Origin of the sequence: Burkholderia territorii, from assembly GCF_902833055.1 — a bacterium.
Classification (GTDB): domain Bacteria; phylum Pseudomonadota; class Gammaproteobacteria; order Burkholderiales; family Burkholderiaceae; genus Burkholderia; species Burkholderia territorii.
The window spans coordinates 48,585-68,346 of the sequence record NZ_CADFEJ010000026.1 but is presented as its reverse complement, the minus strand read 5'-3'; the positions used below and the strand labels follow the sequence as shown (position 1 = coordinate 68,346).

At 68.0% G+C, this 19,762-nt stretch carries 16 protein-coding genes; 7 read left to right on the top strand and 9 right to left on the bottom strand.

Features of this window, described 5'->3' with window-relative positions; all coding sequences use genetic code 11:
• Window positions 1–79: 79 nt before the first annotated feature.
• Window positions 80–1,405 carry an MFS transporter gene (locus HW466_RS28150; RefSeq protein ID WP_151005902.1) on the bottom strand — a complete coding sequence of 442 codons (1,326 nt, stop codon included), beginning with the start codon at window positions 1,403–1,405 and terminating at the stop codon, window positions 80–82.
• A 53-nt stretch (window positions 1,406–1,458) separates the two neighbouring features.
• Window positions 1,459–2,415 (bottom strand): agmatinase, encoded by a 957-nt coding sequence (speB, locus tag HW466_RS28145; RefSeq protein WP_059450159.1) that lies wholly within the window; start codon window positions 2,413–2,415, stop codon window positions 1,459–1,461.
• Between the two features lie 139 nt (window positions 2,416–2,554).
• On the opposite strand from speB, the gene HW466_RS28140 reads away from it, so the two are divergent.
• Window positions 2,555–3,466, top strand: coding sequence for a LysR family transcriptional regulator (locus HW466_RS28140; protein WP_151005900.1), 912 nt, complete (start codon window positions 2,555–2,557; stop codon window positions 3,464–3,466).
• A 79-nt stretch (window positions 3,467–3,545) separates the two neighbouring features.
• Here HW466_RS28140 and HW466_RS28135 read toward each other — a convergent pair whose 3' ends face one another.
• Window positions 3,546–4,010 (bottom strand): Lrp/AsnC family transcriptional regulator, encoded by a 465-nt coding sequence (locus HW466_RS28135; RefSeq protein ID WP_044848788.1) that lies wholly within the window; start codon window positions 4,008–4,010, stop codon window positions 3,546–3,548.
• A gap of 134 nt (window positions 4,011–4,144) precedes the next feature.
• Here HW466_RS28135 and HW466_RS28130 point away from each other — a divergent pair, with 134 nt between their 5' ends.
• From HW466_RS28130 to HW466_RS28120, 3 genes are all read left to right on the top strand, one after another.
• Entirely contained in the window at window positions 4,145–4,768 is a 624-nt protein-coding gene (locus HW466_RS28130) for a LysE family translocator (RefSeq protein ID WP_059501722.1), read from the top strand.
• 238 nt (window positions 4,769–5,006) lie between these two features.
• Window positions 5,007–6,596: a S53 family peptidase gene (locus HW466_RS28125; RefSeq protein WP_060346781.1), complete on the top strand. Its 1,590-nt coding sequence runs from the start codon at window positions 5,007–5,009 to the stop codon at window positions 6,594–6,596.
• A gap of 73 nt (window positions 6,597–6,669) precedes the next feature.
• Entirely contained in the window at window positions 6,670–8,346 is a 1,677-nt protein-coding gene (locus HW466_RS28120) for a S10 family peptidase (protein ID WP_151006427.1), read from the top strand.
• A 78-nt stretch (window positions 8,347–8,424) separates the two neighbouring features.
• Here the strand turns inward: HW466_RS28120 and nadE are convergent, their stop codons facing one another.
• The 3 genes from nadE to HW466_RS28105 form a co-directional block, all read right to left on the bottom strand.
• The gene (nadE, locus tag HW466_RS28115) at window positions 8,425–9,273 is read right to left on the bottom strand and encodes an ammonia-dependent NAD(+) synthetase (RefSeq protein WP_059450154.1); all 849 of its coding nucleotides are present in this window, start codon (window positions 9,271–9,273) and stop codon (window positions 8,425–8,427) included.
• Between the two features lie 214 nt (window positions 9,274–9,487).
• The gene (locus tag HW466_RS28110) at window positions 9,488–10,357 is read right to left on the bottom strand and encodes a DMT family transporter (RefSeq protein WP_059501729.1); all 870 of its coding nucleotides are present in this window, start codon (window positions 10,355–10,357) and stop codon (window positions 9,488–9,490) included.
• A gap of 242 nt (window positions 10,358–10,599) precedes the next feature.
• Window positions 10,600–10,785: a hypothetical protein gene (locus tag HW466_RS28105; RefSeq protein ID WP_006752380.1), complete on the bottom strand. Its 186-nt coding sequence runs from the start codon at window positions 10,783–10,785 to the stop codon at window positions 10,600–10,602.
• 204 nt (window positions 10,786–10,989) lie between these two features.
• On the opposite strand from HW466_RS28105, the gene HW466_RS28100 reads away from it, so the two are divergent.
• Both HW466_RS28100 and HW466_RS28095 read left to right on the top strand, forming a co-directional pair.
• Window positions 10,990–11,748: a DeoR/GlpR family DNA-binding transcription regulator gene (locus HW466_RS28100; RefSeq protein WP_059464547.1), complete on the top strand. Its 759-nt coding sequence runs from the start codon at window positions 10,990–10,992 to the stop codon at window positions 11,746–11,748.
• Between the two features lie 104 nt (window positions 11,749–11,852).
• Window positions 11,853–13,676, top strand: a complete 1,824-nt coding sequence (locus tag HW466_RS28095) for a phospholipase D-like domain-containing protein (protein ID WP_151006280.1) — start codon at window positions 11,853–11,855, stop codon at window positions 13,674–13,676.
• Between the two features lie 120 nt (window positions 13,677–13,796).
• On the opposite strand, the gene HW466_RS28090 is transcribed toward HW466_RS28095, so the two are convergent.
• The 3 genes from HW466_RS28090 to HW466_RS28080 all read right to left on the bottom strand — a co-directional run bounded on the left by HW466_RS28090 (window position 13,797) and on the right by HW466_RS28080 (window position 17,571).
• On the bottom strand, window positions 13,797–14,471 hold the full coding sequence (locus HW466_RS28090) for a TetR/AcrR family transcriptional regulator (protein WP_059450150.1): 675 nt from the start codon (window positions 14,469–14,471) through the stop codon (window positions 13,797–13,799).
• Between the two features lie 115 nt (window positions 14,472–14,586).
• Window positions 14,587–15,855: an NAD(P)/FAD-dependent oxidoreductase gene (locus HW466_RS28085; protein WP_059450149.1), complete on the bottom strand. Its 1,269-nt coding sequence runs from the start codon at window positions 15,853–15,855 to the stop codon at window positions 14,587–14,589.
• A gap of 135 nt (window positions 15,856–15,990) precedes the next feature.
• Window positions 15,991–17,571, bottom strand: a complete 1,581-nt coding sequence (locus HW466_RS28080) for an amino acid permease (protein WP_151006643.1) — start codon at window positions 17,569–17,571, stop codon at window positions 15,991–15,993.
• Window positions 17,572–18,207: 636 nt separating this feature from the next.
• On the opposite strand from HW466_RS28080, the gene amaB reads away from it, so the two are divergent.
• Window positions 18,208–19,719: an L-piperidine-6-carboxylate dehydrogenase gene (gene amaB / locus HW466_RS28075; protein ID WP_059447117.1), complete on the top strand. Its 1,512-nt coding sequence runs from the start codon at window positions 18,208–18,210 to the stop codon at window positions 19,717–19,719.
• The last annotated feature ends 43 nt before the right edge of the window (window positions 19,720–19,762 follow it).

The window sequence follows — 19,762 nt, the reverse complement described above, 5'->3', positions numbered from 1 at the left end:
CGGAGGCGGGGCCGTTGCGGCGTACCGCGATACGCACAATGCAAACGGGCAGGCGATGTCGCCTGCCCGTTGCGCGAGATTACGCGGTGCGTGCGTCGCGCGGCAACGCTTCGTCGACCTTGCCGGGTGCGTCGGCATCGTCGATGCTGACGCGGCGCGAGATCAGCCACACGCATACCGACGACAGCACGGCGGCACTCGTGTACTGGATCGCGAGCGGCCACCATTGCGGCGCGGTGTTCTGTGCGATCAGCGTGGCGACGAGCGGCGTGAGGCCGCCGGCGATCGCACCGCATACCTGGTATGCGATCGAGATTGCCGTGTAACGGATGCGTGCGATGAAGATGCCGCTGACGAAGCCCGCGACCACCGAGTAGTAGCCCGATTCGGCGAGCGTCGCGAGGCCGACGCCGACCGTGATGGACAACGGCGTGCCCATGTGCACGAGCGGCAGCATCACGAACGGCACGATCGCGGCCCAGGCGCCGGTGATCAGCAGCACGCGCGTCGTGCCGAAGCGCTGCGCGATGAACGCGGCCGCGAGCTGCACGACGAACTGCAGCACGGCGACGATGGTCATGCAATGCAGCACCATCGACCGGTCGAGCGCCAGGAACTGCGTCGCGTAGCTGATCATGAAGATGTTGCTGAAGTACACGCCGGCGATCCCGTACACGTTCGCGCCGATCGCGAGCAGCAGCAGCGGCCAGTACTTGAGCGCCTCGTGCACCGGGTTGCGCGCGGTGTTGCCGCTCTTCCTGACTTCCTCGAATTCGGGCGACTCGGACACACTTGCGCGGATCACGAAGCCGACCGCCAGCAGCACGGCGCTCGCGAGGAACGGCACGCGCCAGCCCCAGCTCATCATGTCGTCCTTCGACAGCGTGCTGATCGCGCCGAACGCGAGCATCGACAGGATCAGGCCGCTCGCGCTGCCGAGCTGCGCGAACGACGCGAAGAACGTGCGCTTGCCTTCGGGCGCATGCTCGCCGGCGAGCAGCACCGCACCGCCCCATTCGCCGCCGACCGCGATGCCCTGCAGCACGCGCATCAGCACCAGCAGGATCGGCGCGATCACGCCGGCTTGCGCGTGGGTCGGCAGCAGGCCGATCGCGACCGTCGACACGGCCATCAGCATCAGCGTCGCGAGCAGCGAGCGCTTGCGGCCGAAGCGGTCGCCGAGATAGCCGAACATCACGCCGCCGAGCGGCCGCGCGAAGAAGCCGACCGCGAACGAGCCGAACGACGCAAGCAGGCTGACGAAACGGCTCTCGCCGGGAAAGAACAGCGGCCCGAACACGATGGCCGCGGCGGTCGCGTAGCTGTAGAAGTCGTACCACTCGATCGTGGTGCCGACGAACGAAGCGAGCGCCGCCCGCTTCGGTTGCTTGATGGCAGTCCCCATCTGTTGTGTGCTCCTCTGGAATCCTCTGATTTGGAATAGGTCGTGCGCCGGGATCAGTCGCGGTACGCGACGCCGGGCAGCACGCACAGCAGCTCGTAGGCAAGGTTCGCGCCGAGCAGGGCCGTGGTGCCGAACGGATCGTACGGCGGCGCGACTTCGACGAGATCGCAACCGACGATGTTCAGCCCCCTCGCGCCGCGGATGATCTCGAGCGCCTGCGGCACCGTGAGGCCCGCGATTTCCGGTGTGCCCGTGCCCGGGGCGTAGGCCGGATCGATGCCGTCGATGTCGAAGCTGATGTAGACCGGCGTGTCGCCGATGCGCGCGCGCACTTCTTCCATCAGCGGCGCGAGCGACTTGTTCCAGCATTCCTCGGCCTGCACCACGCGGAAGCCCTGCTCGCGGCACCAGTCGAAATCCTCGGCGGCGTAGCCGGTGCCGCGCAGGCCGATCTGCGTGACCTTGTCGCCGTGCAGCAGGCCTTCCTCGACCGCGCGGCGGAACGGCGTGCCGTGCGCGATCTTTTCGCCCATCATCGTATCGTTCACGTCGGCGTGTGCATCGACGTGGATCAATGCAACCTTGCCGTGCTTGCGGTGGATCGCGCGCAGGATCGGCAGCGCGATCGTGTGGTCGCCGCCGAGCGTGATCGGCTTGCAGTCGTGCGCGAGAATCGCGTCGTATGCGGTCTCGATGCGCGCGATGGAATCGTGCAGGTTGTACGGATTGATCGCGACGTCGCCGATGTCGGCGATCTGCAGCGAATCGAACGGCGCGGCGCGCGTGGCCATGTTGTACGGGCGCAGCAGCACGGATTCCGTGCGGATCTGGCGCGGGCCGAAGCGCGCGCCGGTGCGATTGGAGGTGCCGAGGTCGAACGGCACGCCGACGAAACACGCGTCGAGGCCGGCGGCGCTCGCCACGTGCGGCAGGCGCATCATCGTCGCGATGCCGCCGCTGCGCGGCATTTCATTGCCGCCGAGCGGCTGGAAATGGGTGTGGTCGTTCATGGGCTTGTCTCTTCCGATGTGGGGTTGCCGTATCATTCGACGCGGCCTGGCACATAGTTTTACGCGTCCGGCCGGAAAGAAGAATGCGAAGATATCGACGTAAACATCGATTTTCATCGATGTATGGAAGGGGAATAGCGTGCTGGGGAATCTGTCGACCCTCGATCTGCGGTTGATCCGCGTGTTTCTCGCGGTCACGGACGCGGGCGGCGTGTCGGCCGCCCAGGCGATGCTGAACGTCGGCCAGTCGACGATCAGCGCGCAACTGTCGTCGCTCGAGACGCGGCTCGGCTACCGGCTGTGCGAGCGCGGCCGCAGCGGGTTCCGGCTCACGCCGAAGGGCGAGCGGTTCCACGCGATGAGCCGCAAGCTGCTCGCCGCGCTCGACGAATTCGGGATGGCGGCGCGGCACATGGACCGCCAACTGGTCGGTACGCTGAACATTGGCCTGATTGGCCATACGCCGGTGAGCCAAAACGCGCGGATCGCCGAGGCGATTGCCGCGTTCCGCACACGCGACGAGGCCGTGCGTTTCTCGATCTCGGTGCGCGCGCCGGGCGATCTCGAGGAAAAGCTGCTGAGCGGCGAGATTCAGATCGCGGTCGGCTACTTCTGGCATCGCGTGCCGACGCTGCACTACACGCCGCTGTTCATCGAGCGGCAGGTCGCGTACTGCGGCCGCAGCCATCCGCTGTTCGAACGCGCCGGCGCGCTCACGCCGGCCGACGTCGCCGGATTCGAATGGGCGTGGCGCTCGTATCCGCTGCCGGAGGCGCAGATGTCGACGACGCCCGATCGCGTGACCGCGACCGCGGACAACATGGAAGCGGTCGCGTTGCTGATCCTGTCAGGTCATCACCTCGGCTACCTGCCGCAGCACTTCGCGGCGCCGTATGTCGCGCAGGGGCTCCTCGCGCCGCTCAATCCGGATCGGCTGCATTACGAGGTCACGTTCCACATGGTCGTGGCGCGCGACGGGCGCGGCGATCCGCTCGTCGAAGCGTTTCTCGAGGATCTCGAGCGCGCGCACCAGTCGCCCGACGTCGTGTGAGGTCGCGTGCGTCGCGCGTGAGGCCGGGCAACGCCGGCCCGGCGACCGAGCATTCCGCGCGAGCGGCCCGCTGCGGGCATCACGGCACCGGTAGCCCCGCATCGTGTTTCACTTCGCGCAACGACAGTGCCGATTCGATCGATGTGACGCCCGGCAGCATCCGCAGCGAATCGCGCAGGAACGTGCCGTAGTCGTCGAGATCGCGCGCGACCACCTGCAACAGATAGTCGGCCGTGCCCGCGACGTTGTGGCACGCGAGGATCCGCTCGATGCCGAGCACTTCGCGTTCGAACCGGTCGGCGACCTTGCGGTCGTGTGTTGCGAACCGCACGAGCACGAACGCGACGACGCCGAAGCCGAGCGCCTGGCGCGACAGCTGCGCGCGGTAGCGCTCGATGTAGCCGTCGTTTTCGAGACGCTTCAGGCGCCGCGCGCACGGCGTTTCGGACAGGCCGACGGAATCGGCGAGGCGCGCGATCGGCAGGCGGCCGTCGCGTTGCACCGCGGCGAGAATCGCGCGATCGGTTTTGTCGAGTTCGGTCATGTTGGCGGAATCCTTGTCTTGATTGCATGATTGTGGCGGATTCCGCTATCGATCGCCAATTCCGAGCCAAAGATGGCCAATAATCCCTCCACCTTCAGCGGCAACATATCGTCATCGAAGGACGGGGGCAGACCATGATTTCCACCCATTTGCTGTTGATTTATCTTGCCGCGCTCGCGGCCATCTACGCGGTGCCCGGGCCCGACATGGCGCTCGTGCTGCAGACCAGCATCGGCCGCGGCGTGCGCCCCGGCATGGCGGCGGCCGCGGGCCTTTCGCTGTCGCGCACCGCGCACGTGACGCTGTCCGCGTGCGGTGTCGCGGCGCTGATTCGCAGCGCGCCGTGGCTGTACGAGGCGATCCGTTATGGCGGCGCGCTCTATCTCGCGTACGTGGCGATTCAGGTGTTTCGCTCGCCGGTGTTCGCGCTCGGCGACGGCGACGAGGCGGGCCACGGCGAACTGCGTCAGTCGTTCTTCAAGGGGCTGCTGACGAACCTGCTGAATCCGAAGGCGCTGCTGTTCTGCTCGGTGCTGCTGCCGCAGTTCGTGCGGCCCGAGGCCGGGCCCGTCGTCTGGCAGATGTTCGAGCTCGGCGCGCTGCTGGTCGCGGCCGGCGTGTGTTTCGACCTCGCATGCGTGTTCGGCGCGTCGCGCATCGCGGCGTGGATGCGTGCGCATCCGCTCGCGCAGACGGTCCAGCGCTGGACGTTTTCCGCCGCGCTGATCGGGTTCGCGCTGCGGCTGTCGATGGACTGAACCGCCTTGCTGCGGCGCGCCAGCGACGCCACGATCGATCGAGGTAAGGTCGACTGCCGTGCCGCCGTTCGTGTCGACGCCCGCCGCACAAGGGCATGCGCGCAAATCGTCTGACTGATCTAAACTCCTTTTAACTTCGCGCATTCGCGAACCGACTGACCGAACGGAACCCACTTCCGCCGGCTGTGTCCGATTTCCTGGCTGTTCCGTGCAACGCGGTACCAAGGAGGGTCTGAACATGGCAAGGCATCTTCACGCCGACCGTGAACCCCGAATCGTGCCCGAGTCCAAGTGCCTCGGCCCGTGCGATCCGGCACAACGCATCCACGTCACGATCATGTTGCGGCGGCAGGAAGAAGGGCAACTCGATACGTTGGTCCACCAGCTCGCCACCGGCGACGCACAGGCGAAACCGCTGTCGCGCGAAGCGTTCGCGCAGCGTTTCTCCGCCAATTCCGACGACATTCGCAAGACCGAGGAATTCGCCCGTCGACATCAGTTGACGGTCGATCGCGTCGACCCGGTCGAAAGCGTCGTCGTGCTGTCGGGCACGATCCAGCAGTTCGAAGCGGCGTTCAGCGTGAAGCTCGAGCGTTTCGAGCACCGTTCGATCGGCCAGTACCGCGGCCGCTCGGGCCCGATCGCGCTGCCGGACGAGCTCGGCGACGCCGTCACGGCCGTGCTCGGTCTCGACAGCCGCCCGCAGGCGCGGCCGCACTTCCGGCTGCGTCCGCCGTTCAGGCCGGCGCGCGGCGCCACGAGTGTCACGTTCACGCCGATCCAGCTCGCGTCGCTGTATGGCTTTCCGGCCGGCGACGGCGCCGGGCAATGCATCGCGATCGTCGAACTCGGCGGCGGCTATCGCGCGGCCGATATCCAGCAGTATTTCCGCGGGCTCGGCATCGGCACGCCGCCGACGCTCGTCGACGTGAACGTCGGCACCGGCCGCAATGCGCCGACCGGCGACCCGAACGGCCCGGACGGCGAAGTCGCGCTCGACATCGAGATCGCCGGTGCGATCGCGCCGGCCGCGAAGATCGCCGTGTACTTCGCGCCGAACAGCGACGCAGGCTTCATCCAGGCCGTCAACGCGGCCGTCACCGACAAGATCAACAAGCCGTCGGTGATCTCGATCAGCTGGGGCGGGCCGGAAGCGATCTGGCAGGCGCAGTCGGCGCACGCGTTCAACCGCGTGCTGCAGGCGGCGGCCGCGCAGGGCATCACGGTGTGCGCGGCGTCGGGCGACAGCGGCTCGGGCGACGGGCTGCAGGACGGCGCCGATCACGTCGACTTCCCCGCGTCGAGCCCGTACGTGCTCGGCTGCGGCGGCACGCAACTCGATGCGTTGCCCGGCCAGGGCATCCGCAGCGAGGTCGCGTGGAACGACGAGGCGGCCGGTGGCGGCGCGGGCGGCGGAGGCGTCAGCACGCTGTTCGACCTGCCGGCATGGCAGCAGGGACTGACGGTTGCGCTCGCCGACGGCAGCAGCACGCCGCTCGCGAAGCGCGGCGTGCCGGACGTCGCGGGCGACGCGTCGCCGCAAACGGGCTACGAGGTGTCGGTCGCGGGCACGCCCGCGGTGATGGGCGGCACGAGCGCGGTCGCGCCGCTGTGGGCAGCGCTGATCGCGCGGATCAACGCATCGGCCGGCACATCGGCGGGCTGGATCAATCCGACGCTGTACAAGAATCCGGGCGCGCTGCGCGACATCACCAAAGGCTCGAACGGCACGTATGCAGCCGCGTCGGGCTGGGATGCGTGCACGGGCCTCGGCAGCCCGGACGGCGCGAAACTCGCGGCGATCCTCGCGCGCAAGCCGTCGAGCTGACGCGCCGGCACAGGCCTTTCCATGTGACGCGGGTGTCCTGCCCGCGTCTTTTTTCACCTCCAGGAGCAGCACGATGGGCATCGATTCCGCATCTTCCGGCGGCGTGTATCCGCTGCATCACGGCGACCACAATTCTCATGGCGTGCCGCCGACCGTCAATCCGGTCGCGCTGAGCCACGGCCGTGACCAGCCGTTCTTCGATCCGGTCGCGTACGGCAACGGCCCCGACGACTCGGTGACCGACACGACCGAGGCGGCCGCGATCACGCATCACACGATCCTGATCGACGGCAAGCGCATCGCGTACACGGCGACGGCCGGCCATCTCGTGACGGTCGATCCGAGCAGCTCGCAGCCGGCCGCGAAGCTCTTCTACGTCGCGTTCACGGCCGACGGCGCGAAGGAGGAAACGCGGCCCGTCACGTTCTTCTACAACGGCGGGCCCGGATCGTCGTCGGTGTTCGTGCTGCTCGGCTCGTTCGCGCCGAAGCGCATCAAGACGTCGATGCCGGGGTTCACGCCGCCCGCGCCGTACCAGATCGAAGACAATCCGGACAGCATGATCGACCATAGCGACCTGGTGTTCATCAACCCGGTCGGCACCGGCTATTCGGCGGCCGTCGCGCCGAACCGGAACCGCGATTTCTGGGGCGTCGACCAGGATGCGAATTCGCTCAAGCAGTTCATCAAGCGCTACCTGACGAAGAACAACCGCTGGAATTCGCCGAAATACCTGTTCGGCGAGTCGTACGGCACCGCGCGCAGCTGCGTGCTCGCGTACAAGCTGCACGAAGACGGCGTCGACCTGAACGGCGTCACGCTGCAGTCGTCGATCCTCGACTACCGGCAGGCCGGCAACCCGGTCGGCGCGCTGCCGACCGCCGCGGCCGATGCGTGGTATCACAAGAAGCTCGGCATCACGCCCGCGCCGGCCGATCTCGGCGCGTTCGTCGAGGAAGTCGCGCAGTTCGCGCGTACCGACTACCTGACCGCGTTGCGCAACGTCCCGCATGCCGATCCGGCCACCGTGCGCAAGCTGTCGGCGTACACGGGCATCGACACCGCGACGCTGCAGACCTGGGGGCTCGATATCGCGGGCTACGACCCGCGTGGCAATTCGCTGTTCCTCACGACGCTGCTGCATGCGCAGGGGCTGGCGCTCGGTTCGTACGACGGCCGCGTGACCGGGATCTCGTCGGGTATCGCCGGCAAGATCGACCCGAACTCGGGCGGCAACGATCCGACGATGACGGCCGTGACGGGCGTCTACACGGCGATGTGGAACAGCTACCTGAACGAGCAGCTGAAGTTCACGTCGAATTCCGCGTTCACGGACCTGAACGACCAGGCGTTCCAGAACTGGGACTTCAGCCATATCGACCCGACCGGCGCGCAGCAGGGCGTCGATGCCAAGGGGAACGTGATCCTCTACACGGCCGGCGATCTTGCCGCCGTGATGGCGCTCAACGTCGACCTGAAGGTGCTGTCGGCGAACGGCCTCTACGATTTTGTCACGCCGTTCTATCAGACCGTGATCGACCTGCAGCAGATGCCGCTCGAGGATCAGAAGGTGCGGCAGAACCTGTCCGCGCGTTTTTATCCGTCGGGGCACATGGTGTATCTCGACGGCGGTTCGCGCACCGCGCTCAAGCGCGACCTCGCGACGATGTACGACGCGACGGTCAGCGATACGGGCGCGCGGATGCGGATTCGCGCACTGCAGGCAAAGAAGGCGGGCGGGCACGCGTAGCGTTGCCCGTCGTGCACGTGCCGCGCGTACCCGCCCGGGTTCGCGCGGCACGGCATGGGTGGCGGCGCCGGGCCGGGCTTACGCGGCCGGCCAGTCGAACGGCGTGTAAGGCAGCGCGCGCTTGTGGCGCGAGCCGTCGTAGAAGCGCAGCACCGTTTCGTACACGCTGTCGGCGACGGGCTTGCCTTCGAGGAAGTCGTCGATCTCGTCGTAGGTGACGCCATACGCGTGCTCGTCGGGGCGCAGCGGGCGCAGTTCCTCGAGGTCAGCCGTCGGCACCTTCATCACGATCAGTTCGTCGCCGCCGAGCGCGCGGGCGATTGCCCGCACGCGGCGCTTGCTCAGGCCGGCGAGCGGCAGCACGTCCGCGCCGCCGTCGCCGAATTTCGTGAAGAAACCCATCAGCGATTCGGCCGCGTGATCGGTGCCGATCACGATGCCGCGCCGCGCGCCGGCGACCGCATATTGCGCGATCATGCGCTCGCGTGCCTTGATGTTGCCGTGCACGAAGTCCTGCTGTGCCGGGTTTTCGAACGCGTGGCCGGACGCGACGAGCGATGCGAGCATCGCGTCGGCGGCGGGCTTCACGTCGACCGTGAACGTCTCGTCCGCGCGCACGAACGCGAGCGCGCGCTGCGCATCGGCTTCGTCGTTCTGCACGCCGTTGGGCAAACGCATCGCGATGAAGCGGGCGTCGTAGCCTTCGCCGCGCAGCTTTTCGACCGCGAGTTGCGCGAGCCGCCCGGCCGTCGACGAATCGACGCCGCCGCTGATGCCGAGCACGTAGGTCCGCAGGCCGGTCGAACGAAGGTACTGCGCGAGGAAATCGATGCGGCGGGCGATTTCGGCATCGACGTCGAATTGCGGGGCGACGTTCAGTTCGGCAATGATCGCGCGTTGGCGGCTGGCGTAATCGGCGGATGTCATGGAGCGTGGTTCCGGAACGAAATGCAAGGCGCCCATCATAAGCGCAATCGCGGTCCGGCGCCGCGCCGGGCATGCGATCCGGCGATTGCGCGTTGCATCGGCGAGACGGGCTGCATCGTCATGGGGCAGCGTGCGGGGCGGCGGACGCCGGCGGGCACGCGGATGCGCCGTTTCGATGCACGGCAGGGGCGCTCCCCGTTTGCGTTCGCCCGCGTCAGCGCCGTGCGAGCACGACGCCCGCCAGCGCAAGCCCGAAGCCGGCGAGCTGCACGGCAGCGAGCGTTTCGCCGAACAGCAGGTAGCCCTGCAGCGCGGCGAGCGGCGGCGCGAGGAACAGCAGCGACGTCGCGCGCGCGGCGTTGCCGCGCCGCAGCATCCACATCAGCATCGTGACCGCGCCGCCGGACAGGAACACGACGCCCCACACGAGCGAGATCCACAGCGCCGGTGCGCCGATCCAGCGCGTTTCGTGCAGCAGCACGACGAAGACGGCCGCGACGATCGCCGCGCCGAGGTTCTGCACGGCGACGGCGGTGCGCAGGTCGTTCTGCGCGAGCTTGCCCTTCTGATACAGCGAGCCGGCGGTGATCGAGCCGACCGACAGGATCGACACGGCCACGACGAACCACGCGGGCGCCGCGCCCGGCGGCGGCGCGACACCGCCCGCGACCTTCGGCGCGAGCACGAGCGCGACGCCCGCGAGCCCGAGCGCCATCCCGAGCCAGCCGCGCGCGGGCAGGCGCTCGTTGAACAGCGGCACCGCGAGCACGGCGGTGGCGAGCGGCTGCAGCGCGCCGAGCAGTGCCATCACGCCCGCATTCAGCCCCTGCGCGACGGCCCAGTAGCTCGCGCCGAGATAGACGCCTTGCAGCAGCGCGCCGGCGATCAGGTGGCGCGGCCATTCGCGGCGGGCCGGCCACGGCGCACGCGCGGCGAGCGCCACCGCGCCGAACAGCGCCGCCGTGCCCGCGAATCGTGCGAGCAGGAACAGGTTCGGATCGGCGTAGGGCTTGATTGCCCGTGCGACGATGAAACCGGTGGACCACAGCGCGACGAAAGCCGCGGCGACGAGCGAGGAAAACATGCGGGGCGGGCCTCGATACGGCCGGACGAATCGTGAAGTCGGTCAGTATCGGGCGAAGCGGTGCCGCCGTCTTGTCGGATTCTGCACTCGCGCGTGGCGGGTGCAGCGGCCACGCGCGGCGTATTGGTCGCGTGCGGGATGCGCTGCAGGTACGGCGGCGCGCCCGCCGTTCGCTTACCGGCCGGCCAGATGAAGGCGCCGCGGCATGAAAACGCGCCGCGGCGCACGAAACGAAAGGGCGATCAATCGAGCGAGAACGTGTCGAGCGGCTGGTTCGCGCGTGCGTCGGTCGCGAAGCGCGCGGCGAGCTGTTCGTACAAACGGCGCGCCTCGTCGAGCGTCAGGTCGATCCAGTATGGATCGCCCGCTCCGTCGTTGAGCCGTTCCGGCGAAAACTGGATTTCGAGCACACTGCCTTTGCGATACATTCGCAAGCCCCCTGATGGTCTGTCGTTCGGCGAAGCGCAGAGTGTAGCAACCGCTTGCCGTGCCGATTCACGCGCATCGGGCAATACAGAATTTCGCTTTCTCGAAACGCGCCGGCCGCCTGCCGCGTCGCCGTCAAATGACGGTCAAACGGCCGTAATACAATGGTCAGCTTACCCATTACCAGTCGCCTCGGGCGCATTGCGATGCTGGCGGAACAACGTCATCAATACATTCTGTCGGAACTCGGGCGATCGGGCGCGCTGTCGGTTGCCGAACTCGTGCGCTCGCTCGACGTGTCGCGCGAGACGGTCCGGCGCGACCTGAACGCGCTCGCGGCGCGCGGCCTGCTCGTGATGACGCATGGCGGCGCGCTGGCGGCGGACCGCCGCGAGCCGAGCCTGTCGGAGCGTGAAGCGGCCAACGCCGAAGCGAAGCGCACGATCGGGCGGCGCGCGGCCGAATTCGTACCGGACGACGCTTCGGTGCTGATCGATTCGGGCAGCACGCCGCATGCGGTCGCGCTCGCGCTGGCCGACCGCCACCGGTTGTCGATCTACACGAACGACTGGCGCACGGCGTTCGTGCTCGCGCGGCGCAACGGCAATCGCGTGACGCTGCTCGGCGGCGAGCTGTCCGACGACGAGGATGCGACGTTCGGGCTCGATACGATCCAGCAGCTCGCGCAATACCATGTCGATTTCGCGTTCGTCGGCGCGGGCGGCATCACGGCCGACGGCGACTGCACCGACTACTCGCGGCTCGCCGCCGAAGTGCGCAGCCGGATGATCGCGGCGGCCGGCACGGCGATCATCGTCGCCGATCACTCGAAGTTCGGCCGCGTGACGCCGGTGCGGATCAACGGCACGTCGGCCGCACGCTACCTCGTCACCGAGCGCGCGCCGGACAAGGCCGTGCGCCGCGCGCTGACGGCACGCGGCATCGAGTTGCTCGTGTGCGACTGACGCAGGTCCGACATACAAGGTTCATCGAACCGTCATCGCGCGGGAAAAACCGCCGTCAACACTGACTCATTCATCTCGACCGGCGCGTCCGGCAGGAGCAACGAATGACCGTCAGCGTACGCAGTTATCTTTCTCCGACCCTGGTCCTGCTGGCCTTCGACTGGCCCGACGCGGCGTCGCGCACGGACTTCCTCGGCTTCGCGATCCGGCGCACGCCGGGGTTCTGGTCGGCCGACGGCAAGACGCGGGCACCGAACAGCTGGCTGCCGAACCGGCTCACGTTCGACGGTCCGGCCGCCGACACGCAGGGCGACGCGCCGACCGACCAGGCGCCGATCCAGAAATTCATGTGGTGGGACGCGCGCATCGATCCGCAGGATCGCAATGCGTCGTTCCGCTATGACGTCTATCCGGTCGTCGGCACGCCGGAGAACCTGCAGGTGCTCGACGGGCAGGCCGGCGTGTGCGAGGTCGTGCTGCCCGCGCACGTCGTGGACGGTGTCGGCACGTGGTTCAACCGTGCGGTCGTGAGCTCGCAGGCGTTCGCGAAGCAGGTCGCGGCACTGGGCCTCGCGCCGGATGCGGCGCCGAGTGCGGAGCAGGCGCTGAAGCTGCGCACGTGGCTCGCGAACGACATGGAACAGGTGTTCGCGGCGATGCTCGACCCCGCGTCGCGGGCGGTGTCGGCCGTCTATCACCTGACGGACACGCTGTGGGCGCTGCCCGCATTCGAGGCGTTCGGGCGGCAGCATGGCGAAGCGTCGCTCGCGATCGTCTACGACGCGCACGCGACCGCGCGCAAGGGCAAGCCGCCGTTGCCGTCGCCGAACCAGCCGGCCGTCGATGCGCTGCAGGGCCTCGCGACGCTCGCGCCGCGCGACCGGACGCACATCATGCACGACAAGTTCATCGTGACCGACGCACCGGCGAATGCGTCCACCGCGGTGACGCCTGCGCGCGTGCTGACCGGTTCCGCGAACTTCACGACGGAAGGGCTGACGGAGCAGGCGAACGTGCTGCACGCGTTCGATTCGCCGGCGCTCGCGGCGCTGTACAACGCGCGTGCGCACGCGCTGGCCGCGAATCCGACGATCGCGGAGACGGCGAAGTTGTCGGCGGGCTGGTCGGCGCCGATCACGGTCGGCAGCGCGCAGGTGCGCGTCGCGTTTTCTCCGGAGCCGGCAGGGCAGCGCACCGAGATCGATACGATCGTCGCCGCGATCGCGGCCGCGAAGCATTCGGTGTCGTTCTGCCTGTTCATGCCGATCGATGCCGCACTGCGCGACGCATGCTTCGCAGCCGGCGACCGCGGCCTGATGATGTTCGGCCTGGTGAACCGCATCAACGTCGGCAGTGCGACGAAGGCCGATGCCGCGCAGCACGCCGGGCAGTCGCTCGATGCGGCGACGCTCGCGAACCTCGAGCTTTACCATCGCCAGCGCGATCGGCGCGACGTGATCGATGCCGCGTATTTTTCGCCGGCGACGGTGCCGAAGGGCTTCGAGCCGGAACTGCGTCTCTTTCCGGGCGAGCCGGCACCGGCCTATCCGCCGGTCGTGATCCATCACAAGTTCATCGTGATCGATGCGGAAGGCGCGAACCCGATCGTCTATACGGGCTCGGCGAACATGAGCCGCAATTCCGAGCAGTACAACGACGAGAACCTGCTCGAGATTCGCGACGCGCGGATCGCCGCGATCTATCTCGCCGAATTCCTGCGGCTGTACGAGCACTACCGCGCGCGGGCGCTGTCGATCGAGACGAAACGGCGCGGCGACGGTGCGCAGCGGCAGCTCGCGCTCGCGCCGGATTCGAGCTGGGCGAAGAAATATTACGTGGCGGGAAGCCCGGAAGAGAAGGCGCGGATCGCGCTGGCGTCGACCGTGCCGACGGACGCGCCCGGGATGCACGCGCGGCGTGTGGCCTGAAGAAGCGCGCCGCGTGCGGCTGGCTCATGCCGGTCGCAGGCGGCGCGGCGATGTTCGGATGTGTGCCGGACGGCGAGTGAATGCTCGCGAGCCGGCGTGGGGAGGAATCGCGCTGTGTGCCTACGCGGCGACGTAGCGCAGCACGGAGTCGGTGATCGTTTCGCGATGCCGCGCGCGCAGCCGCGGCGCCGACGGATCGCGGCCGAACGCGGCGCCGAACGTATAGCGGTTCGACACGCGATGGAAGCAGAACGAGCTGATCAGCAGATGCAGGTCGAATGCATCGATATCCTTGCGGAACGCGCCGCTCGCCGCGCCGCGCTCGAGCAGCTCCTCGAGCGTCTTGATGATCCTGACGTTGCTGGTCTTGAACGACTTCAGCTGCTCGAGATACTTCGCGCCGTGGATGTTCTCGATCGACACGAGGCGGACGAAGTCGCGGTGCTTGTCGTGATAGTCGAACGTGAATTCGACCAGCCGGCGCATGCCTTCGCGCGGCTCCATGTCGCCGACGTGCAGCTCCTGCTCGAGCGCGCGGATGTCGCCGTACACCTTCTCCAGCACGGCCTCGTACAGGCCTTCCTTGCTTTCGAAGTAGTAGTAGAGCATCCGCTTCGTCGTGTTCGTGCGCTCGGCGATCGCGTCGACGCGCGCACCGGCGAGGCCCATCGCGGAAAACTCCTGCGTGGCGACATCGAGGATGTTGCGCTTGGTTTGCTCGGGATCGTATTTGCGCCGCGCATCGGGGGCAAGCGCTCGGCTTTCGGACGTGGCGGCCTTGCTTCCAGCTTTCATGTGACTTTGTTGTGGGTTCGCGGCGGCATGAAGAAACCATTCTAGCATGCGGGAAATGGCCGCCCGGCCGACCTTTCGCTCTAATCGGCCGGGCGATTCGGGCCGCTGACGCCGCTCAGCGCCGGCACGCCGCGAGCGCGTCGCGGGCCTGGTACGCGGTGTACGTGAGCTGCGCAGCGGCGAGCCCCGCGAGCCCGAACGTGCGCGTGAGCCCGAATGCGGCGAAGCCTTCCGGCACGGGCCGCTCCCCGGCCAGCGCGGCGGCGAGCGCTTCGCCGGCGACGGTGGTCGGCGCCATCCCGTGGCCGCCGAATGCGATCGCATGCCAGACGCCGTCCGCGTCGCGGCCGATCTGCGGCATCTTGTGCCGCGCGTAGCTCATCAGGCCGCCCCACGCGTATTCGACCTTCACGCCGTCGAGCTGCGGATACACGCGCAGCAGGTCGCGTCGCAGCAGCCGCGCGATCGCGTCCGGGCCGCGATCGAGCACCGAGATCCGGCCGCCCCACAGAATCCGCGTGTCCTTCAGCGGACGGTAGTAGTCGAACGCGAAACGCGTGTCGTAGATCGCGTACGGCGCGTCGATCGCGTCCGGCAGGCGCGTGCCGAGCGGTTCGGTCGCGATCACGTAGGTCGCGATCGGCAGCACCGCGCGCTCGATGCGCGGCGACACGCCGCGCGCATAGCCGCCGCCGGCGAACACGACGTCCTTCGCGCGCACCGTGCCCTGCGCCGTGCGCACGACGTAGCCGGCGCCTTCGCGCGCGATGCCGAGTGCCGCCGAGCGTTCGTACACGCGTGCGCCGCCGCGCGACGCGGCCGCCGCGACGCCGAGCACGTACTTGAGCGGATGGAAGTGAAATGCGTTCGGCTCGAACAGGCCGCCGTAATAGCGCCGTGTCTTCAGCCGCGCACGCAGCGCGTCGGTCGCGACCGGTTCCCAGTCGACGTTGAATTCCTGCTTCATCAGCGTGCGCACGCCGTCGAGCCGCGACGGATCGTCGAACCAGTTCGCGAGCATCACGCCCTCGTCGACGATGTCGCAGTCGATTCCGTAGCGAGCGATCCGCGCGCGGATCAGGTCGACCGCGTCGACGGTGAGCCGGTACAGGCGGCGGCCTTCGTCGCGGCCGAGCGTGCGCAACAGGTCCGCGTTGTCGAGGCTGTAGCCGCCGAACACGAAGCCGCCGTTGCGGCCCGACGCGCCGAAGCCGACCCGTTCGCCGTCGAGCACGACGACATCCCGCACGCCGCGCTCGACGAGGCCCAGTGCCGTGCACAGGCCTGCGAGGCCGCCGCCGACGATGCAGACCTGCGTGTCGATCGTGCCGGTCAGTTGCGGGTAGGGCTGGCGGGTAACGGTGGCTTCGTAGAAGTTCTGCATGCGTTTTTTGTGACTCGTAACGGCGGAAAAGCGGACGGCGCGCGTCGATCTTGCCTGAACGCGCGCGCCGCGTCGAATGGGGATTTCAGCGCGACGGCCGCGGCGGCCGGGCGGCGGCCGTTGCACGGCCGGCCGTCAGGCGCCCGGCGTCGGATTGGCCGGGGCGGCGACGTAGGCCGGATAGCCGGCGTCGGCCTTCGGCGTCGCTTCGGCTGTCGCGTTGCGCTCGATCCACGGCGCGATCTCCATGTCCTCGTAGCGGACGAGGCGGCATTTGCGCACCAGCGCGTAGCCGAGCCAGATCGCGAGGAAGAACGGCAGGCCGATGTAGGTTGCGGCGATGCCGGCCCAGTCGATCTTGTCGGCGAGGAACGCCTGGTAGTCCTGGCCGAGCGCGACGATCGCGCACAATGCGAATGCGAACAGCGGGCCGAACGGGAACCACTTCGACCGGTACGGCAACTGGTCGAGCCGATAGCCCTGCTTGAGGAAGCCCTTGCGGAACCGGTAATGGCTGACCGCGATGCCGAGCCAGGTGATGAAACCCGCCATGCCCGACGTGTTCAGCAGCCACAGGTAGACGGTCTTGTCGCCATACAGCGATGTGAGGAAGCACAGCGCGCCGACGGCGGTCGTCGCGTACAGCGCGTTGCGCGGCACGCCGCCGGCCGACAGCTTCGCGAACAGCTTCGGCGCGCGGCCTTCGACCGCGAGGTTGTAGAGCATCCGCGTCGACGCATACATGCCCGAGTTGCCGGCCGACAGCACGGCCGTCAGGATCACCGCGTTCATCACGCCGGCCGCGAACGCGAGGCCGGCGTGGCGGAACACGAGCGTAAACGGGCTCACGCCGATGTCGGTCACGTCGTTCTTCAGCAGGCTCGGGTCGGTGTACGGAATCAGCACGCCGATCACGAAGATCGCGAATACGTAGAACAGCAGGATGCGCCAGAAGATCTGGCTGACCGCGCGCGGGATCGTCGTGCGCGGATTCTCCGATTCGCCGGCCGCGACACCGATCATTTCGGTGCCCTGGAACGAGAAGCCCGCGATCATCGCGACGCCGAGCATCGTTGCCCAACCGCCCACGAAGGGCGCGTCGCCGATGGTGAAGTTGCCCCATCCCGCGCTCGGGCCGCCCTGCATGATGCCGAAGATCATCATCAGGCCGACGCCGACGAACGCGAGCACCGTCAGCACCTTGATCAGCGCGAACCAGTATTCGGCTTCCCCGAAGCCGCGTACCGACAACGCATTGAGCGCGAAGATCAGCGCGAGGAAGATCGCGCTCCACCAGACGCCCGGCACATGCGGAAACCAGTAGTGCATCACGAGCTGCGCGGCGACGAGCTCGACCGCGAGCGTCACGGCCCAGCTGTACCAGTAGTTCCAGCCGAGCGCGAAGCCGAAGCCCTCGTCGACGAATTTCGCGCCGTAGGTCGCGAACGAGCCCGAGACCGGCATGAACGCGGCCATTTCGCCGAGGCTCGTCATCAGGAAGTAGACCATCAGGCCGATCAGCATGTAAGCGAGCATCGCGCCGCCGGGGCCGGCTTGCGAGATCGACGCGCCGGACGCGACGAACAGGCCCGTGCCGATCGAGCCGCCGATCGCGATCATCCGCAGATGGCGTGCCTGCAGCGCGCGGTGAAGGGACGGCTTCGCGGGCGGCGAGCCGGACGGACGGGGCGAGTCGGGGCGGGCATCTGAATGCATGGCGGGTGCTGAGCGCTGTCTCCGGATTGTTTTTTGGCGACGAAGGGGCGACGTGTCGCCGGGCGGGCAGCGCGGCACGGCTTTGCGGGCTTGATCCCGACCTGCCGGTGCAGCGGGCCGCGACGCGTGTCGCCTTCGTCTGTCGTGCGGCCGTTGCTGGACGGCCGTCGGTGCGCCGGGTGCGGTACACCTCGACGCCACCCGATTGTGTGTGCGGCCCGCAAGCGCGGCAAACGATATTTCCGCACTGGGTGATGCAACTTTGTCATCAACCTGCGGCGCATCGAAAGCTCTTCGGCGCGCCGGCTGCCAGCGCTGGACAGGTCGCGCGCCGATGCCGAAACACGGGGATTCGTGCTGCCCGGATGTTGCGTTTTCGGAATGAAGTCGTGAGTTAATATCAATAGCGGGCCGACTTGTGGCCGCCGACAATGTGTCTCATGGATCGTGCCTCGCGAGGCCGCGGCGTGCCGCCCGGCCGGGGTTTCCGGCGGCGGCACCGGGCGATGCGCCACACGGCGCGCCGGGCCTGCCGAGCCGCACATCCGCTTGCACAGGGCGCGCGAACGCGCTCCAATCGAATCACGCGGGCGGCGTCGCCGCCGCACCGATCAATCTGTCCCTGAAGAGGAAGTGATGCAATTCAACGACATTCTTGCTGCGCTCGACATCGATCTCGCCCAGTGGAAAGGCAACGCGCTGACCGCGCGTTCGCCGCTCGACGGCGCGACGCTCGCGACGCTGGCGGTCGACTCGCCCGCCGACGCCGAGCGCAAGATCGACGCCGCGCACGACGCATTCCTCAAGTGGCGCACGGTGCCGGCGCCGGTGCGCGGCGAGTTCGTGCGCGTGTTCGGCAACGTGCTGCGCGAGCACAAGGCCGAGCTCGGCCGCCTCGTCACGCTCGAAGCGGGCAAGATCACGTCGGAAGGCCTCGGCGAAGTGCAGGAAATGATCGACATCTGCGACTTCGCGGTCGGCCTGTCGCGCCAGCTTTACGGCCTGACCATCGCATCCGAGCGCCCCGGCCACCGGATGATGGAGACGTGGCATCCGATCGGCGTGTGCGGCGTGATTTCGGCGTTCAACTTCCCGGTCGCGGTGTGGGCGTGGAATGCCGCGCTCGCGTTCGTCTGCGGCGATTCGGTCGTGTGGAAGCCGTCGGAAAAGACGCCGCTCACCGCGATCGCATGTCATCAGTTGCTCGCCAAGGCGCTGCGCGAATTCGACAAGACGCATCCCGGCGTCGCGCCGCAAGGCCTGAGCCAGCTCGTGCTCGGCATGCGCGACGTGGGCGAGGTGCTGACCTCGTCGCGGAAGGTGCCGGTCGTGAGCGCGACGGGCAGCGTGCGGATGGGTCAGGAAGTCGCGAAGGTGCTGAGCCAGCGTCTCGCGCGCGGTATCCTCGAGCTTGGCGGCAACAACGGGATGATCGTCGCGCCGAGCGCCGACCTCGACCTCGTCGTGCGTGCGGTTACGTTCGCGGCGGTCGGCACGGCAGGCCAGCGTTGCACGACGCTGCGCCGCCTGATCGTGCATCGCAGCATCGTCGACCAGCTGCTGCCGCGCATCGAGAAGGCCTACGCATCGGTGAAGGTCGGCAACCCGCTCGAGGAAGGCACGCTCGTCGGCCCGCTGGTCGACCGTGCGTCGTTCGACGCGATGCAGAAGGCGCTGGCCGATGCGCGCGAGCAGGGCGGCGAAGTGAAGGGCGGCGAGCGAGTCGACGTCGGCCACGCCGATGCGTACTACGTGCGTCCGGCCATCGTGCGGATGCCGAAGCAATCGGCGGTGGTCGAGCGCGAGACGTTCGCGCCGATTCTCTACGTGATGGTCTACGACAACTTCGAGGATGCGATCGAGGTGCACAACGCGGTGCCGCAGGGCCTGTCGTCGGCGATCTTCACCAACGACATGCGCGAGGCCGAGCAGTTCATGTCGGCGGCGGGCAGCGATTGCGGGATCGTCAACGTGAACATCGGCACGAGCGGCGCGGAGATTGGCGGCGCATTCGGCGGCGAGAAGGAAACGGGCGGCGGCCGCGAGTCGGGTTCGGATGCATGGAAGGCATACATGCGCCGCGCGACGAACACGATCAACTACAGCCGCCAGCTGCCGCTGGCGCAGGGCGTGAAGTTCGACGTGTGACGGAGGCGCCCGCAAGGGCGCGTTGACCGTCGAATGAAAACGG

Excerpts from the sequence above, each read along its gene's own strand:
- HW466_RS28085 (WP_059450149.1), bottom strand. The coding sequence starts at position 15,855 with ATGCAGAACTTCTACGAAGCCACCGTTACCCGCCAGCCCTACCCGCAA.
- HW466_RS28120 (WP_151006427.1), top strand. The coding sequence starts at position 6,670 with ATGGGCATCGATTCCGCATCTTCCGGCGGCGTGTATCCGCTGCATCAC.
- HW466_RS28130 (WP_059501722.1), top strand. The coding sequence starts at position 4,145 with ATGATTTCCACCCATTTGCTGTTGATTTATCTTGCCGCGCTCGCGGCC.
- HW466_RS28110 (WP_059501729.1), bottom strand. The coding sequence starts at position 10,357 with ATGTTTTCCTCGCTCGTCGCCGCGGCTTTCGTCGCGCTGTGGTCCACC.
- HW466_RS28095 (WP_151006280.1), top strand. The coding sequence starts at position 11,853 with ATGACCGTCAGCGTACGCAGTTATCTTTCTCCGACCCTGGTCCTGCTG.
- HW466_RS28080 (WP_151006643.1), bottom strand. The coding sequence starts at position 17,571 with ATGCATTCAGATGCCCGCCCCGACTCGCCCCGTCCGTCCGGCTCGCCG.
- HW466_RS28135 (WP_044848788.1), bottom strand. The coding sequence starts at position 4,010 with ATGACCGAACTCGACAAAACCGATCGCGCGATTCTCGCCGCGGTGCAA.
- HW466_RS28150 (WP_151005902.1), bottom strand. The coding sequence starts at position 1,405 with ATGGGGACTGCCATCAAGCAACCGAAGCGGGCGGCGCTCGCTTCGTTC.
- nadE (WP_059450154.1), bottom strand. The coding sequence starts at position 9,273 with ATGACATCCGCCGATTACGCCAGCCGCCAACGCGCGATCATTGCCGAA.
- HW466_RS28100 (WP_059464547.1), top strand. The coding sequence starts at position 10,990 with ATGCTGGCGGAACAACGTCATCAATACATTCTGTCGGAACTCGGGCGA.
- amaB (WP_059447117.1), top strand. The coding sequence starts at position 18,208 with ATGCAATTCAACGACATTCTTGCTGCGCTCGACATCGATCTCGCCCAG.
- HW466_RS28125 (WP_060346781.1), top strand. The coding sequence starts at position 5,007 with ATGGCAAGGCATCTTCACGCCGACCGTGAACCCCGAATCGTGCCCGAG.
- HW466_RS28105 (WP_006752380.1), bottom strand. The coding sequence starts at position 10,785 with ATGTATCGCAAAGGCAGTGTGCTCGAAATCCAGTTTTCGCCGGAACGG.
- HW466_RS28090 (WP_059450150.1), bottom strand. The coding sequence starts at position 14,471 with ATGAAAGCTGGAAGCAAGGCCGCCACGTCCGAAAGCCGAGCGCTTGCC.
- speB (WP_059450159.1), bottom strand. The coding sequence starts at position 2,415 with ATGAACGACCACACCCATTTCCAGCCGCTCGGCGGCAATGAAATGCCG.